The organism is Acutalibacter intestini, from assembly GCF_034334985.1.
Lineage (GTDB): Bacteria > Bacillota > Clostridia > Oscillospirales > Acutalibacteraceae > Acutalibacter > Acutalibacter intestini.
The window spans coordinates 1-11,624 of the sequence record NZ_JAWXXL010000065.1 but is presented as its reverse complement, the minus strand read 5'-3'; the positions used below and the strand labels follow the sequence as shown (position 1 = coordinate 11,624).

Annotated in this window: 24 protein-coding genes; all 24 read right to left on the bottom strand. The window is 55.2% G+C overall.

What is annotated here, in order from left to right:
• Positions 1-290 (bottom strand): hypothetical protein (locus U8U68_RS21040; protein WP_322204312.1); only part of this gene is annotated, 290 nt, incomplete at its 3' end.
• 109 nt (positions 291-399) lie between these two features.
• Positions 400-717, bottom strand: coding sequence for an HNH endonuclease signature motif containing protein (locus U8U68_RS21035; protein ID WP_160644097.1), 318 nt, complete (start codon positions 715-717; stop codon positions 400-402).
• Between the two features lie 170 nt (positions 718-887).
• The gene (locus U8U68_RS21030; RefSeq protein ID WP_322204309.1) at positions 888-1,517 is read right to left on the bottom strand and encodes a hypothetical protein; all 630 of its coding nucleotides are present in this window, start codon (positions 1,515-1,517) and stop codon (positions 888-890) included.
• Between the two features lie 22 nt (positions 1,518-1,539).
• Entirely contained in the window at positions 1,540-1,761 is a 222-nt protein-coding gene (locus U8U68_RS21025; RefSeq protein WP_160644093.1) for a hypothetical protein, read from the bottom strand.
• A 2-nt stretch (positions 1,762-1,763) separates the two neighbouring features.
• A complete protein-coding gene (locus tag U8U68_RS21020) occupies positions 1,764-2,054 on the bottom strand; it encodes a hypothetical protein (RefSeq protein ID WP_322204306.1) in 291 nt (96 codons plus the stop codon).
• Complete coding sequence (locus U8U68_RS21015; RefSeq protein WP_322204304.1) at positions 2,051-2,452, bottom strand: VRR-NUC domain-containing protein; 402 nt, start codon at positions 2,450-2,452, stop codon at positions 2,051-2,053. Before U8U68_RS21015 ends, U8U68_RS21020 begins: the two co-directional genes overlap by 4 nt.
• Positions 2,439-2,720 carry a hypothetical protein gene (locus U8U68_RS21010; protein WP_161879972.1) on the bottom strand — a complete coding sequence of 94 codons (282 nt, stop codon included), beginning with the start codon at positions 2,718-2,720 and terminating at the stop codon, positions 2,439-2,441. Before U8U68_RS21010 ends, U8U68_RS21015 begins: the two co-directional genes overlap by 14 nt.
• On the bottom strand, positions 2,717-3,001 hold the full coding sequence (locus U8U68_RS21005; RefSeq protein ID WP_217958855.1) for a hypothetical protein: 285 nt from the start codon (positions 2,999-3,001) through the stop codon (positions 2,717-2,719). Before U8U68_RS21005 ends, U8U68_RS21010 begins: the two co-directional genes overlap by 4 nt.
• 1 nt (position 3,002) lies before the next feature.
• Positions 3,003-3,884, bottom strand: a complete 882-nt coding sequence (locus U8U68_RS21000; protein ID WP_217958856.1) for a rolling circle replication-associated protein — start codon at positions 3,882-3,884, stop codon at positions 3,003-3,005.
• A 167-nt stretch (positions 3,885-4,051) separates the two neighbouring features.
• Positions 4,052-4,213, bottom strand: coding sequence for a hypothetical protein (locus tag U8U68_RS20995; protein ID WP_217958857.1), 162 nt, complete (start codon positions 4,211-4,213; stop codon positions 4,052-4,054).
• 162 nt (positions 4,214-4,375) lie between these two features.
• A complete protein-coding gene (locus U8U68_RS20990; RefSeq protein ID WP_217958858.1) occupies positions 4,376-4,783 on the bottom strand; it encodes a hypothetical protein in 408 nt (135 codons plus the stop codon).
• Positions 4,764-4,913 carry a hypothetical protein gene (locus U8U68_RS20985; protein ID WP_160643654.1) on the bottom strand — a complete coding sequence of 50 codons (150 nt, stop codon included), beginning with the start codon at positions 4,911-4,913 and terminating at the stop codon, positions 4,764-4,766. Before U8U68_RS20985 ends, U8U68_RS20990 begins: the two co-directional genes overlap by 20 nt.
• 274 nt (positions 4,914-5,187) lie before the next feature.
• Positions 5,188-6,033: a mucin-5AC gene (locus U8U68_RS20980; protein WP_322204300.1), complete on the bottom strand. Its 846-nt coding sequence runs from the start codon at positions 6,031-6,033 to the stop codon at positions 5,188-5,190.
• A gap of 16 nt (positions 6,034-6,049) precedes the next feature.
• Positions 6,050-6,238 (bottom strand): Lar family restriction alleviation protein, encoded by a 189-nt coding sequence (locus U8U68_RS20975; RefSeq protein ID WP_160644751.1) that lies wholly within the window; start codon positions 6,236-6,238, stop codon positions 6,050-6,052.
• Positions 6,235-6,459, bottom strand: coding sequence for a hypothetical protein (locus U8U68_RS20970; RefSeq protein WP_217958861.1), 225 nt, complete (start codon positions 6,457-6,459; stop codon positions 6,235-6,237). The genes U8U68_RS20975 and U8U68_RS20970 overlap by 4 nt, the downstream gene beginning before the upstream one ends.
• The gene (locus U8U68_RS20965; protein WP_322204295.1) at positions 6,456-7,241 is read right to left on the bottom strand and encodes a DNA adenine methylase; all 786 of its coding nucleotides are present in this window, start codon (positions 7,239-7,241) and stop codon (positions 6,456-6,458) included. Before U8U68_RS20965 ends, U8U68_RS20970 begins: the two co-directional genes overlap by 4 nt.
• A 35-nt stretch (positions 7,242-7,276) precedes the next feature.
• Positions 7,277-7,666, bottom strand: a complete 390-nt coding sequence (locus U8U68_RS20960) for a SprT family zinc-dependent metalloprotease (RefSeq protein WP_217958863.1) — start codon at positions 7,664-7,666, stop codon at positions 7,277-7,279.
• Positions 7,663-7,968 (bottom strand): nucleoside triphosphate pyrophosphohydrolase family protein, encoded by a 306-nt coding sequence (locus tag U8U68_RS20955; RefSeq protein ID WP_161879967.1) that lies wholly within the window; start codon positions 7,966-7,968, stop codon positions 7,663-7,665. The genes U8U68_RS20960 and U8U68_RS20955 overlap by 4 nt, the downstream gene beginning before the upstream one ends.
• Before the next feature lie 287 nt (positions 7,969-8,255).
• Positions 8,256-8,462, bottom strand: coding sequence for a hypothetical protein (locus U8U68_RS20950; protein WP_217958864.1), 207 nt, complete (start codon positions 8,460-8,462; stop codon positions 8,256-8,258).
• Positions 8,434-8,910 carry a DNA N-6-adenine-methyltransferase gene (locus tag U8U68_RS20945; RefSeq protein ID WP_217958865.1) on the bottom strand — a complete coding sequence of 159 codons (477 nt, stop codon included), beginning with the start codon at positions 8,908-8,910 and terminating at the stop codon, positions 8,434-8,436. The genes U8U68_RS20950 and U8U68_RS20945 overlap by 29 nt, the downstream gene beginning before the upstream one ends.
• Positions 8,907-9,581, bottom strand: coding sequence for a hypothetical protein (locus U8U68_RS20940; protein WP_217958866.1), 675 nt, complete (start codon positions 9,579-9,581; stop codon positions 8,907-8,909). The genes U8U68_RS20945 and U8U68_RS20940 overlap by 4 nt, the downstream gene beginning before the upstream one ends.
• A complete protein-coding gene (locus U8U68_RS20935) occupies positions 9,578-10,120 on the bottom strand; it encodes a hypothetical protein (protein WP_322204289.1) in 543 nt (180 codons plus the stop codon). The genes U8U68_RS20940 and U8U68_RS20935 overlap by 4 nt, the downstream gene beginning before the upstream one ends.
• 46 nt (positions 10,121-10,166) lie before the next feature.
• Positions 10,167-10,424, bottom strand: coding sequence for a hypothetical protein (locus tag U8U68_RS20930; protein WP_322204287.1), 258 nt, complete (start codon positions 10,422-10,424; stop codon positions 10,167-10,169).
• Entirely contained in the window at positions 10,396-11,580 is a 1,185-nt protein-coding gene (locus U8U68_RS20925; protein ID WP_322204285.1) for a DNA cytosine methyltransferase, read from the bottom strand. Before U8U68_RS20925 ends, U8U68_RS20930 begins: the two co-directional genes overlap by 29 nt.
• Positions 11,581-11,624 lie beyond the last annotated feature (44 nt).

Here is an 11,624-nt window from a genome sequence, read left to right as displayed (position 1 = left end):
AGCTGTTTTATGATCGAAGCATGATTTTTCGTCATTGCAATATGGGTTTTTACTGCGTCGCTCTGCTTCGTTCCCTTCTGATTTTCGCCGTTCTGGTATTCGACGGTGTAGCCTTCGGCGTTGATAATTTCTTGTAGCTCTTCCAGCGAAACGGCCATGAACGCGGCGTTTTTTATCAGGCTTTCCACGGTCTGCAACTTGTTTTTGTCCAGGTCACGGAAAACCCTTTTAAGCCGCGCGATCTCCCGCTTGATCCGCTGATCCTTCGTCAAGTCCTTCTTTGCCGCCATAAAAAACGCCCCCTTTCTTCCGGCCTCTACCACACCCCCACCGCGTACACCCGTTATGCGCGCGCCTGCGGGGTTTTTTTATCCTCCCGCCCTCGGTGTTCCACCCTCCCTAATTCTGCGGCGAATGGGGGGGATATACAAGATTGCCGTTCGCGTCGAAGGTGTACCGCTTCGGCCTGCCGCTTCTGTGGTGTTCCTTGTTGTGGCAATCTTGACAAAGGGCCTCCAAGTTATCCCACGAAAGCGCAACCCGCGGATCGTCGATATTCTGCCGCGTTAAATATTTCTTGTGGTGTGCGATCTTCGCCACGATCGGATTGTCGGGCGTTGAACATCGTTCGCAAAGATAGCCCTTTGATTGCAAGAACCCTTCGCGGCACGCGCGCCATGCGTCCGAATTGTAGAACCTTTCTGCCCACGGCTTCACGCCTGCCGCCTCCTTTCAGGCAAAAGAAAAAGCCCCCACGGGCGAACCCGTGAAGGCTTTTGAAGTGTGCTGTTTCATTCGCAATAAATCAGCGTAATAATTATAGCACATATAGACGGGCAATGCAAGGGCATGAAACGGGCGCGAAACGGGCATTTTTCGGCCCTGTTTTACTCCCTGCCGCTTGCCCGCTCCTTCCTGAACGTGCCAGCGGCCACCGCCGCGGGCTTGCCGAACATACACACGGCCATGTCGTTTACTATCTTGTTGCGCCAGCGGCGCGCGCTCTTCGCGTCCCGCACAAGGCCCATGCCCCCCAGCTCTTCCGCTATATCGTCCCACGTGTACGGCGGCGCGTCTGCGGGGCGCGGCTCCCCCTGTGCGTCCTCCCCGAAGTAGTACAGCCGGACAACGTGAAATTCCTTCCGATCTGCAAACAGCGATATAACGCGGTCTATCTCTTCAAACCGCGCCCGCGTCCTGTGGTATGCCTTCACCTTGTCCCGCTCCAACTCTTCCAAAATATCATCTTCCGTCCGGTGTGTGTTGCCCCCGCTCGAAGGTGAAAAGCTCCCTATGCTTTTGCTTTTCCCCTGAAGCTCCACGCGCGTATAGCCTTCATAATCGGCAACCAGCGTTTGCAACTTCTTGTAGTTGAAAAGCAGACTTTCCATTGCGCGGAAGTAATTGACGTTGCCGCCCATGCCGTCAATATAGGGCATAGAAGCCGTTGCCCGCGCAACTTCGTTTATCAGCTCCCGCACTTCGTCCGTGATTATGCCCGCTTGTTTCCTTCCCATGTCCTGCACCCTCTTTCCGTTATTATTCCGTTTCGGCGGCCTCTTCGCCGCCTTCGTCCGAAAGCACGCGGACGATCGCCGCCACCTGTTCAAAGTCCAGATAAACGGGCTTGTTTTCTGTGATCCCGCTAATGTTGTAGCCCGTCACCTGATCCAGCCCGTTTCTTGTCAGCGTGAATTTATCGCACTTCGTCGTAAACTCAACGCCGCTTTTCAGGATCACCCGCATAGATATTTTTGCCATTGTCAAAACTCCTTCCCGCCGCTTTCGCCGTCTTCGTCTTCTGCCGCCGTCGCCCAATCTATGCCGCAAAATAATTCCTGTAGGGTCTTCACCATAGGGCGAACCGCGCGCAAGACAGATTTATAAATTCTCTGGAACACCGCAATTGCGCGCTTGCCTTCCAGATAATGGCGATAATGCGCAAAAATGGCTTCATACGAACCCAAGACGCAAACCAGCTTCGCCAACCGTTCCGCTTCATTTCGCTGTACCCCGTAAGACATAGCCAGCTTTACAAACCGCTTTCTTTTCAAGCCTGCTTCCCTCCCATGCTCAAATAGTCCGTGATAACCCTTGCGGCGGCCTCCCAGCCCTTGCACAAGGCCGTAAAATAGCCCTGCTTTTTCAGCTCCGACAGCCACCGCTTTTGATCGCCGCTTGTTTTACTGCCCTTCTGCCGCTTTAGTTCTATGTAAAGCCCATGAAAGCCGCCGCGGGCGACGGGTAAGCACAAATCCGGCACGCCCGCCTTCACCCCTTCGGCGCGGAAGCGTCCGGCCTCTGCCTTCTTCCGGCTCCCGCCGTTCGGCACGTGGTAAAGCAAGGCCAATTCCGGAAAACGCCCGCTTTGAAAGACGGCCCAGCGGAAAAGGCATTGCTGTTCCGCGCTCTCTGTTGGAACAGGAAGGGAAGGGGAGTTATTTGCGCGCATGGTCTTCACCGCCCTTCCATTTCACCCACGGTTCAACGCCGCCGCGCCCTTCGCGTATCGCCGCCCGCGCCGCCGCTTCCGTGGAAAAGAGGTCTTCCGGCTTCAAGCCGTCGTAATCCTCCGAATACTCTTCCGTGATATGCCAGCGGCACACGATCCCGCCGCCGTCCGGCTCCACGGCCACGATCTCCACGGGAACGGCGCATAGCGTTTCCCAAATGTCCGTTATAATCCAGCATTGCCCGCCGATCTGCGGATTTTCAATCATGCTTTTTCAACCTCCCCGAAGAACCGTTCAAATGCTTCAATGTTGTTCGTTGCCTCAAAAATCCGCTTTACGCTCTCTTCCGTTTCAAGGTGTCCGGCCTGTTCTCCATAGTCTTCTTTGCTAACAGAAAACCAATTCCCGCGTTCCGTTCTGTAAAGCGTCATATTCTTCCGGAAGTAAATCCCTTGAATAAGCGAAGACGGAAAGGAACGCCGAAAGCGTGCTACCTCTTCGGCCTTCTCCGTGTCGTAAACCTTCCCACCCATGAAAAAGCGTGCCATGCTAATTCCTCCGTTTCTTTTTTTGCTTTTTGTCCTTCTTTGTCGGCTCTGGACGGCGGCACATTCTCGCGTAGATGTAGGCCCCGGCCACGTATGCCGAATACTTCACTTCGCAATCGTTGAAAGCATAATCCGGAAACAGCTTCCCGAAGATCGCCGCGGGCGCGGCCTCAAAGTCTGCCGCCATCTGTTCAACCTTCCGTTTGCTGATCTTTGTATCGGCTTCCGTGATTTTCGGATCAACAAGGTTTTTGCTTGCCGCCCAGCGTTTGCCGCCGTTCGGCTCCTTCGTCATATAGCGGGCAATGGCTTCAAGGCCGTAATCGTCCGGTTGCAGGCGGCGGGAATTCGCCCAGCCCCGGCCCTGCCACAAGGCTTCGGCAACGTCCCGATCCATGCCGGACATTATGACGTGATGGTGAACCCGCTTGCGCCTGCCGTCCCCGCCGCCGTACTCGATCACATACACGTACTTCAATTCCGGAAGGCCGTTCTTCCTGCGCCATTGCCGCACCCGCCGAAGATAGTTGCGAATATCCCGGCGCGCCTGCTCTTCGTCCGGCACGAACCCGCCCTTGTATGTAAGCGTTACGCAAAGGTCTTCACCCGTGAAATTCGCATTGATTTTCCGGATCAACTTCTTTTTCGCGTTCCGGTCATTCAAATTCCGCTGTGCTTCCTTCGTGGCCGCCTTCTTCGCCTTCCGAACTTCGTTTTGCGTGTTCCAAATGGGGAAAATCTCAACTTCCAGAATGTCCCCGGCCTTGATCGTGCGGGCGCGGTATCGGAAAACATTTCTATGCTTCAACCGCTCAAATGCGCTTTCTGTGATTTCCTCCGAACGGTCAAATAGGAATTCATATTTTGAACTGCTGTAAGGCATTCCCGTTCCCTCCCTGCTTGCCGTTAGGTCTTTTACCCCCTCCCGTCCCCCTAAAGGGGGAAGCAGGCTCTAAGGAATTAAAATGCGCCTGCGGGCGGGCTTCCTGATCCACCAAACCAGCCCCGCGCATTGTTTGATTTTATCCCCCGCCGCCGATCCTGCTTTTATCACTCCGGCAACACGTTATCAAGGGCAAGCGGCTTCGCCGTGCTACGCACCCTTGACAACGCGCCGCCGTCGTGATTATCCAAAAGCAGGCGACGGGGAATTAAAATCAAATCAAACGCTATCAGCTTGAACGCAAGCGCGTTCCCGCTGTTACCGTCCATTTCTTAATACCCATTACAAGCCCGTAAATACGCCGTGTTTCAGGCGCATAGTTGACATTCTGCCGCCGCGGTGGTATACTATCTTTAGTTTGAATAGCTCTTCTTCGCGGCGACGCGAAGGGGGAAAGGCGGCTTGCAGGCAACGCAAGCCGCCTTCTTCTTTTATCCGTTGTTACAGCCTGCGGCCTCTTCGTATTCTTCGCATGGTGCTTCTTCCCGCGGCTTGAACCGCATACCGTTCAAACAGCCAATGCAGGGAAAGGGGCGTATGCCGTCTGGCTTCGCGCCGTCCCTGTGCTGTTGGCAGTCTTCCAGCTTCGCGCACGCGTCGCACCAGCACGCGCGGCAATCCCGAATATCCGTCTTTGTATACGGCTCTTCCTCTTCTTCGTCGTGTACCAGCTCCACGCCGCCGCCTGCGGGGGCGGCCATGTCCGCGAAGCCGCCCGCCAGCCCGCGGGCGAACGCGTCACCCATGACGGCCAAAGCGCGCGCCAGATCATACCCCAAAGCATAGGCGCACCGCGCAAGCAATTCTTCGTCGAAGGTGCTATTTCTGCTTTCGTCCATCTTTTCCACCTCCCTTCAATCCGTTACGAATGCCCACGGCCACGCCGTACACGATCACCACCGCCGCCGAAAGACACACAACCCCCACAAGGGAATAGAAGGCGGCAACCATAAAATCAAACGCCGTCATTCGTCCGCGCCTCCCTCTGTTTCCCGGCCCGATCCGAAGCCGTGTTGCGCTTGAACTTCTGAAACAGCGACCGGAACGGCCCGCTTTTCTTCTGGTATTCCGCGCTGTTGTATGCGCGGCGGCTTGCGCCGAATGTGCTTTGCTTGCCCCGTTCGCTCCTGTGGCTTCTCTTCCTGTGATTGATCGCACTACTCATTTTTCTACGCCCTTTCCTTTATATATAATGTAGGGCGGGCGGCGGCGCGTGGCCGCCACCCCGTCCCGTGGCCTGCGGTTACTTTCCCTTGCCGGAAACAAGCTCCAACGCCTGCGCCTCTGTGAAGCCCGCCCTTTTCAGGGCGGCGAAGCGGGCGTAAAGCGCGCTTGCTTCGCCGTCGCTGTCCGGCTGATCCGCGGCGGCCTCCGGCTCTTCGGCGTGGACGGCCTCTTCCGGCTCTTCCTGCGGCTCTTCGCTGTCCCCTCCGGAAAACGCCTCTTGAACGCCCTGCATGATTGCCTGTGCAAGCATTTCCCCGAAGGACAGCGTGCGCTCCTTCACTTCGTCTTCGTTGAAAGATACCAAAATATCAGATTTCAGGACGCAAAGCGGGCGCACGCCCCCGTTGCCGTCGTACGCGATGTAGTTGACCAGCGCGCCCGAAGAATGGACAAGGCGCACTAAATGTTCGTAACCATTGCGGGTGGTGGAAAACGGCGTTGCCGTCCAATGCCAATCCGACGCGGGGGGAATGATGTTGCGGAATTCGCGGTAAATCTGATCCGTGTAAATTCCGATCGTTACCCGGTCTATGCCGTAGTCCTTCAATCCATCATCGGACGTAAGATCAAGGGCAAGCGGCAAGAAGGCTTCCTTGTCCGCGCCTGCGGCGGCCAGCTCTTCCAGAAAGTCCCCGTTCAGGAACGCCCGGACGGAAGACGCGGCAAAATCGTTCTTGTTCTCTTCGTCGAAGGGCATATACCGCGTTTCGCCGCTTTCCGTCTTCAATACGTCCGCGGCCAGCACAAGCACGGCCTTCTTCTGCGGGTTATGCGCCAGCACCACCCATTCCAAGCCGCCATAGGTGAAGCGGCTTTCCGCGGCCAGCTTGCCGATCTCTCCGGTTTTCAATGTTTTTTCCATGTCTGAATAGCTCCTTTCAGTTATTCCAATATGCAACGGCTTCTTCCACCGTTTCAAACTCCCTTGTGGTAAGCCCGCATTCGTGGCACAAAATCAGCGGGCGCGGCTCAAAGTAGGTAAACCGCTCTTTTACGATTTCAGCCCGCCCGCCGCAATAGCGGCAAGGCTTCAATTCCGGTATGTCCGGCTTGTCCCGCTCGTTCACTCTTCGCCCCCTTCCTGCAAGCGCGCATTTCCCGCCAGCGTTACCCGCTCCGGATCGGCAATCGTTACGCTGTGCAAGCACTTGTCTTCTAATTCCAGTTTTAGAACCGTCTTGCCGCCCTGCAACCGATAAATCAAACCGGAAATGCAACGGTATTCAATCCCGTTGTGCGTGATAGGTTGCTGTGCAAGGAAGGCGGCCTTTGCTTCACTCTTCGTCATTGCCCGCCGCACCCCGCTTCCAGTAATCCCCCGTATTCCCCTTTGATCCAAAGAACTTCGGTTCTCTCCTGTCCGCGTTCTGCATAGGCCGTTTTTTGTACCCGCCGCCAGTCCGTCAACATATCGTTGTATATTTCGTTGTCGTAGCCGCTCAAAACCACCGAACCGGAATGCGCCTTCAATGCCTCTAACAGCTGTAAATGCTGTTCAAGCGTCATTTCTTCCGCATAGATGTGTTTCCGGCGCGTTTCCGGCGTATATGGTGGATCGGCGTAAATAAGGCAACGGGGATCGTTGTACTTCTTTATCAGCTGTTCCGCGTCCATGTTTTCTATTTGTGCGTCTTTCAGCCTCCACGCCGCCGCCGAAAGCCTTTCAGGAAGGCCGCACCATTGCCGTGGCATGACGGGGGAACGTCCGGTTGCGCTGTGCCGCCAGCCTGTGCGCGCCGCCGTCATAGTCCCGAAAGCCTGCCAGCACCGAACAAGGAAGCGGCGCGCGTCTTCTAACGGCTCCCCGGTCTTTTCATAGGAAGAATAATATTCGTCCCGCGCCCACGGCGTTAATTCGATCAATGCCGCCAGCTGTTCCGGCTCTTCCCGCAACACGCGGAAAAGGTTTACAACGTTCCCGTCAAGATCGTTTATCGTTTCCAGCCTTGCAGGGGGCTTCCGGAAGAATACCGCGCCCGAACCGAAGAACGGTTCAAGGTAGATTTCATGTTGCGGGAAATGGTCTATGATCCAGTCCGCAAGCCTCCATTTTGCCCCGGCGTACTTCAAAATGGGTTTTACATTGGCGGGCGGCCGCTTTTCCGTCACGGCTCTTCCCCTCCTTCCCCGAAAGGCTCTTGCCCTATCCGGTTGTATTCCTCAAAAATCCGATCGAAGGCGGCCCGCCATGCGTCGCCGTGCGTCTGGTCTTCCGGCGTGGCAACGTGCGCCAACTCATGCGCCAGCACTTCCACCCCCGCCGCAATGGGGATTTCCCCCGATACCTCCACCACGGGCGGCGAACCGTCTTCCGGAAAGGTTGTCACCCCGCACGCGCTGTTCCCGTTTTCGTCTGTCACTTCCGGTATTATGTACGCGCTGTATTCCCGATCCGAAAACAGATTGCCGAAGGCTTGCGCAACCAGCGCGAAGGGATCATTGCCGAATGGGGATTGAAGCCGCCCCGCCGCTTCCGCGGTCAATTTGTCCTTCATACCCCGCCGCCTTTCAACCGCTTTTGCAGGCGTTCCAACTTCCCGTTTTCGGCTTCGACCGGATCACCGTACAGAATGCGCATTTGATCCAGCATTATTTGAACGTCCGCTATCTCTTCGCGCACCGCTTCAATGCGGTTCCGGTGTTCTTCGCTCCCGATCATGGACACGTGAAGGCGGCGCACCTTCAACAAGGCTTTTGTAAGCTCCGACATTTCTTCAATGCACATATCGGTTTGTGCCGCTTCGCCCCACTTCTGCAAAGCCGCTTCTAAAACGGCTTGCCGTTCCTGTTCGCTCATAACCCGCTTTCCTCCCTTCAAATCTTGCCTTCTTCATACGCCTGTTTCAGCTCCCCGGCATACCCACACATAAGGGAAGGGGAAGCAATACCCAAAACGGCGTTTATGAACGTCCGGTATACTATGAACGTGTTACCCCGCTTTCTGATCCAAAAGGCGGGGCTTCCGCTTTCCGGCCTGATCCGCTTTAGCACCCTGCGCACCCCCTTTCGTTGTGGCCGCGTCTGTGCAATCGCACCTTTCGCCATAGTCAAGGTGACTTCCGCACCACGGGCAAACCTTGAATTTCACTTTTTCACCGCCTTTCGCATTACCAGCCGCCGCAACCCGTCCGCGCACAACGTCAAGCCGTGTTCCCTCTGGTAAGCGCGGCGGCGGTCTGCAACGGGCTTGTTCCATCCGCATTCCGGGCATTCCGAAGGCTTGCACTTCTGCGAAGCGTCCGGATCAATCCCAAGCAGGCAGTTAAACGGCGGCTTTTTCTCTTCGCTCATTTCGCACCGCCTCCCCATTGTAAATTACCAGCATAGAAGGGAAGGGCGCGGGATCGGCGGCGTTGCCGTCTTCGTCGGTGAAGCGAAGCCGCCCGCGGATAAAGCGCACTTCCGCTTTGTGGTAAATGAATTCGTGAAAATATGTGGTGTCCGTCCGCGCCGGAATAAGAAGCACGATCGGCGTTCCGGCCTGCGCCTCTTCGTATGCCTTCCGAACCCATTTGCCGATTTCCCGCCCATACGGAGGATTGCAAAATACTGTACCCCCCGCAACCTTCCAAGAGGATTTAAGCCCGTCCGTTTCCGGCGTGAAATATTGCGGGCATTTCGCCGTCTTGTCCGTGGCCGCCGCGTCCAGCGTGAAGGAAAATTCTTCGTTCAGCTTGTCGAAGAAGTCTTGCGGCGTACACCAACACATATTTTTTGAAGACAACAAAGCCTTGTTCATTCTTCGCCCGCCTCCCCTTCATCTTCCAGCACTTCCCCCGTGGACGCGTCCACGTTGAAGGCACATTGCGCCGGATCGCCTGCCGCTTCGCGGGCGGCGGCCTGTTCCTCTTCCTGCCGCCGAAGATCAAGGGCAAAGGCACAATCACGCGCCAGCCGTTGCAGGCGTTCCACAAATCCCGCGTTGATAACGTCATAGGGCATAATCACCGCTTGAAGCAGGAAGCCCGCCTTTGCCACAATGTACGGTGTCCCGTTCGGCGTGAAGCGTTCGTATAGCTCCAACACGTCCAGCACGTCCGACACGGGCGACAAATAGCGGCTTTGAATGAATACCAGCCCCCGCCGCGTCTGCAACGGCTTCAAGGTGTGGCCGCTGAAAATGATTGAAAGGTTGTCCCGCTCGATCATCTTTTCGTTTGCGTCCGTGTCTTCAAAGTTAATCCCTTCCGGAACGTCCCGCACCCGCACAAACCAGTCTTCGCGCTGTTTTTCCGGCACGTCAAAGATCGTCAAAATGCTTTCTTCGTCCAGCTCTGGAAGGCCAGAAACGGGATATGCGGTCATTCCGTCGCCTATGTACTGTTGCAACGTCCCGCCGCTTTCGTAGCGGTTATACAAAACAACCTGTTTCCCCTTCTTGCAGATCGCGGCAATGCTCTTGATCTTCATGCGCCGCCCCCTTCCTGCGGATCACCGCCCGCCGTGATTGCTTTTCGTAACGTGTGCCGCTCCATGCCGTCCATCATTGCGCCGATCTTCATTGCGCGGGCAAGTTTTTCCGGCGTTTCCTCTTCGCCGTCTTCCACGTCTTCCAGCTTGTCCGGCGAAGGGAAGAGGCGGTTTTTATTTGCGAAGGCCGCATAGAATATTTCAAGCTCCTTTTCCATAGCCGCCTTGAAAAACTCATAGTTTGCTTCTATTTCCATGCGTTCCGCGGCGGTGCAATCTGCCCCCATTTTCTTTCGCTTTCGGTTTGTGTATGTTCCAACGCACCCAAAGGCCGATTTCCCCGTAACCATATAAATGCTCTGATTAAGCAAGCGGCGTTCGGTTTCTTGACTGTAAGAGAACCACGCCGTTTCGCGGCGGTCTTCTTCGATTTCCGCTTCGCTGATCCCGTATTGCTCCATAAGACGGTATAAAATGGCTTGTGCGTTTTCCCGCTCCCCATCAACGCCGCGATCCGCAAGGGCTTTTATTTTCTTCAAAAGCTCTTCTTTGTTGGACATAGTTTGAATAGCTCCTTTCCTTCCATTATGCCCGCCGCTTGTGCCGGAAGTCCCCGGCGTTCGGGCAAGTCTTCCAATGCGGCACGAATGCAACGGGAAGATCGCGGCTCTCCTCTTCCGGACGGGCAACGCGTCCAGTGATAACCTCCCCTTCGTCCGTTACAAATCGGTCATTCCCGCCGCCTTCAATCACAAAGACGGGCGCGGGATCAACGGGCATATTCTTTCCGGCAACTGTCCTGATCCAGTCGATTTCACGCCCGCACCCCCGGCAAATGCTCATTCTGAACGCCTCCTTTCCTTGCGTGCCTGCTACGGGCGGCGGAGCCATACACAACCGGGCTTTCCTCATATTCCAGCCGCCACCCGTCTTCCCGAACTTGAAAAGCGTCCCCGCATTGCACAATATCCGGGAAATTGCTTTGTGCGATCTCCATTGCGTACTTGTCGATCTCATAGGCAAAATAGCGAATATTTTTATAGCCCAGCTTGTCAAAGCAGTAACGGCCCGTGCCGATCCCGTCATACATGGAAAGCACAATGATTTCTTCATCTTTCGGAATGCCTTTCAGCACATAGGAAAGAAGGTGTATAATTACTTCCGCTGTCCAGCCATTGCCAAGCCCCATATATGCGTGTGTCTTATTTGCCACCCGGCAATAATCGTCCGGAAGCGTCTGCAATCTGCAACATTCCGTTACGGTCAGTTTGCGGATTATGTAAAAGCCGTCCGGCAAGTCTATTTCGTATTCCTGCCCCTTTACGGTGATTTTGCCGCCCTCCACCTTGTAAATAGGCGTCATTCCTTGCAATGCCCCGGCTTCTTCAAACGTCATAGGAACGTGCGCAACGGACACGGTTTGCGTTTTCCCGCCCGGTAAAGTGACGTGCGTACCCTGAATTGTGCTGTGCTTCTTGTCCCGTCGTTGGCAACGCATAGAATTTCCCGTTATAACTATGTCGCTGTCTTTGTGCGGCTTGTAGTCAACCGGCACGCATTCCGCAACACAAGTCCGGCGATCGACGGTATTACAAATCAGATTTCGCATACCGTCTTTATAGCAAGTTGCCCGAAGGCATTGCGTTTGCCCGCCCGTTGTGCTTTGCAGAATGTCCCGCAATACAATTCCGCGATCTTCCGGTTGCGGCACGTCTCCGAAGTTATGAACATAGAACCGTTGACGGCTCTGTGCTGATACCAACGCCGAATTGATATATTGTAAAGGCCGCCCCAATTCCAGCGATATTTGATCCTTGATCGCCTGCGCCGCGCTCTTGTTATTCTCATACAAAAAGAAGTCCGGCATGAACTTGTCCTTTGCTATCAGGTAATTTCTAAACAGCTCCCAGCCGATCCCAGCCGCCGCCGTTTCGCGGTTCTTGCTTTGCGCTATGCTCCAATGCGTGCAAGGCGAACCGCCGATAAGGAATTTAACCATAGTTTGAATAGCTCCTTTTCTTTAGTCCGTGGCCGTCTGCGCCA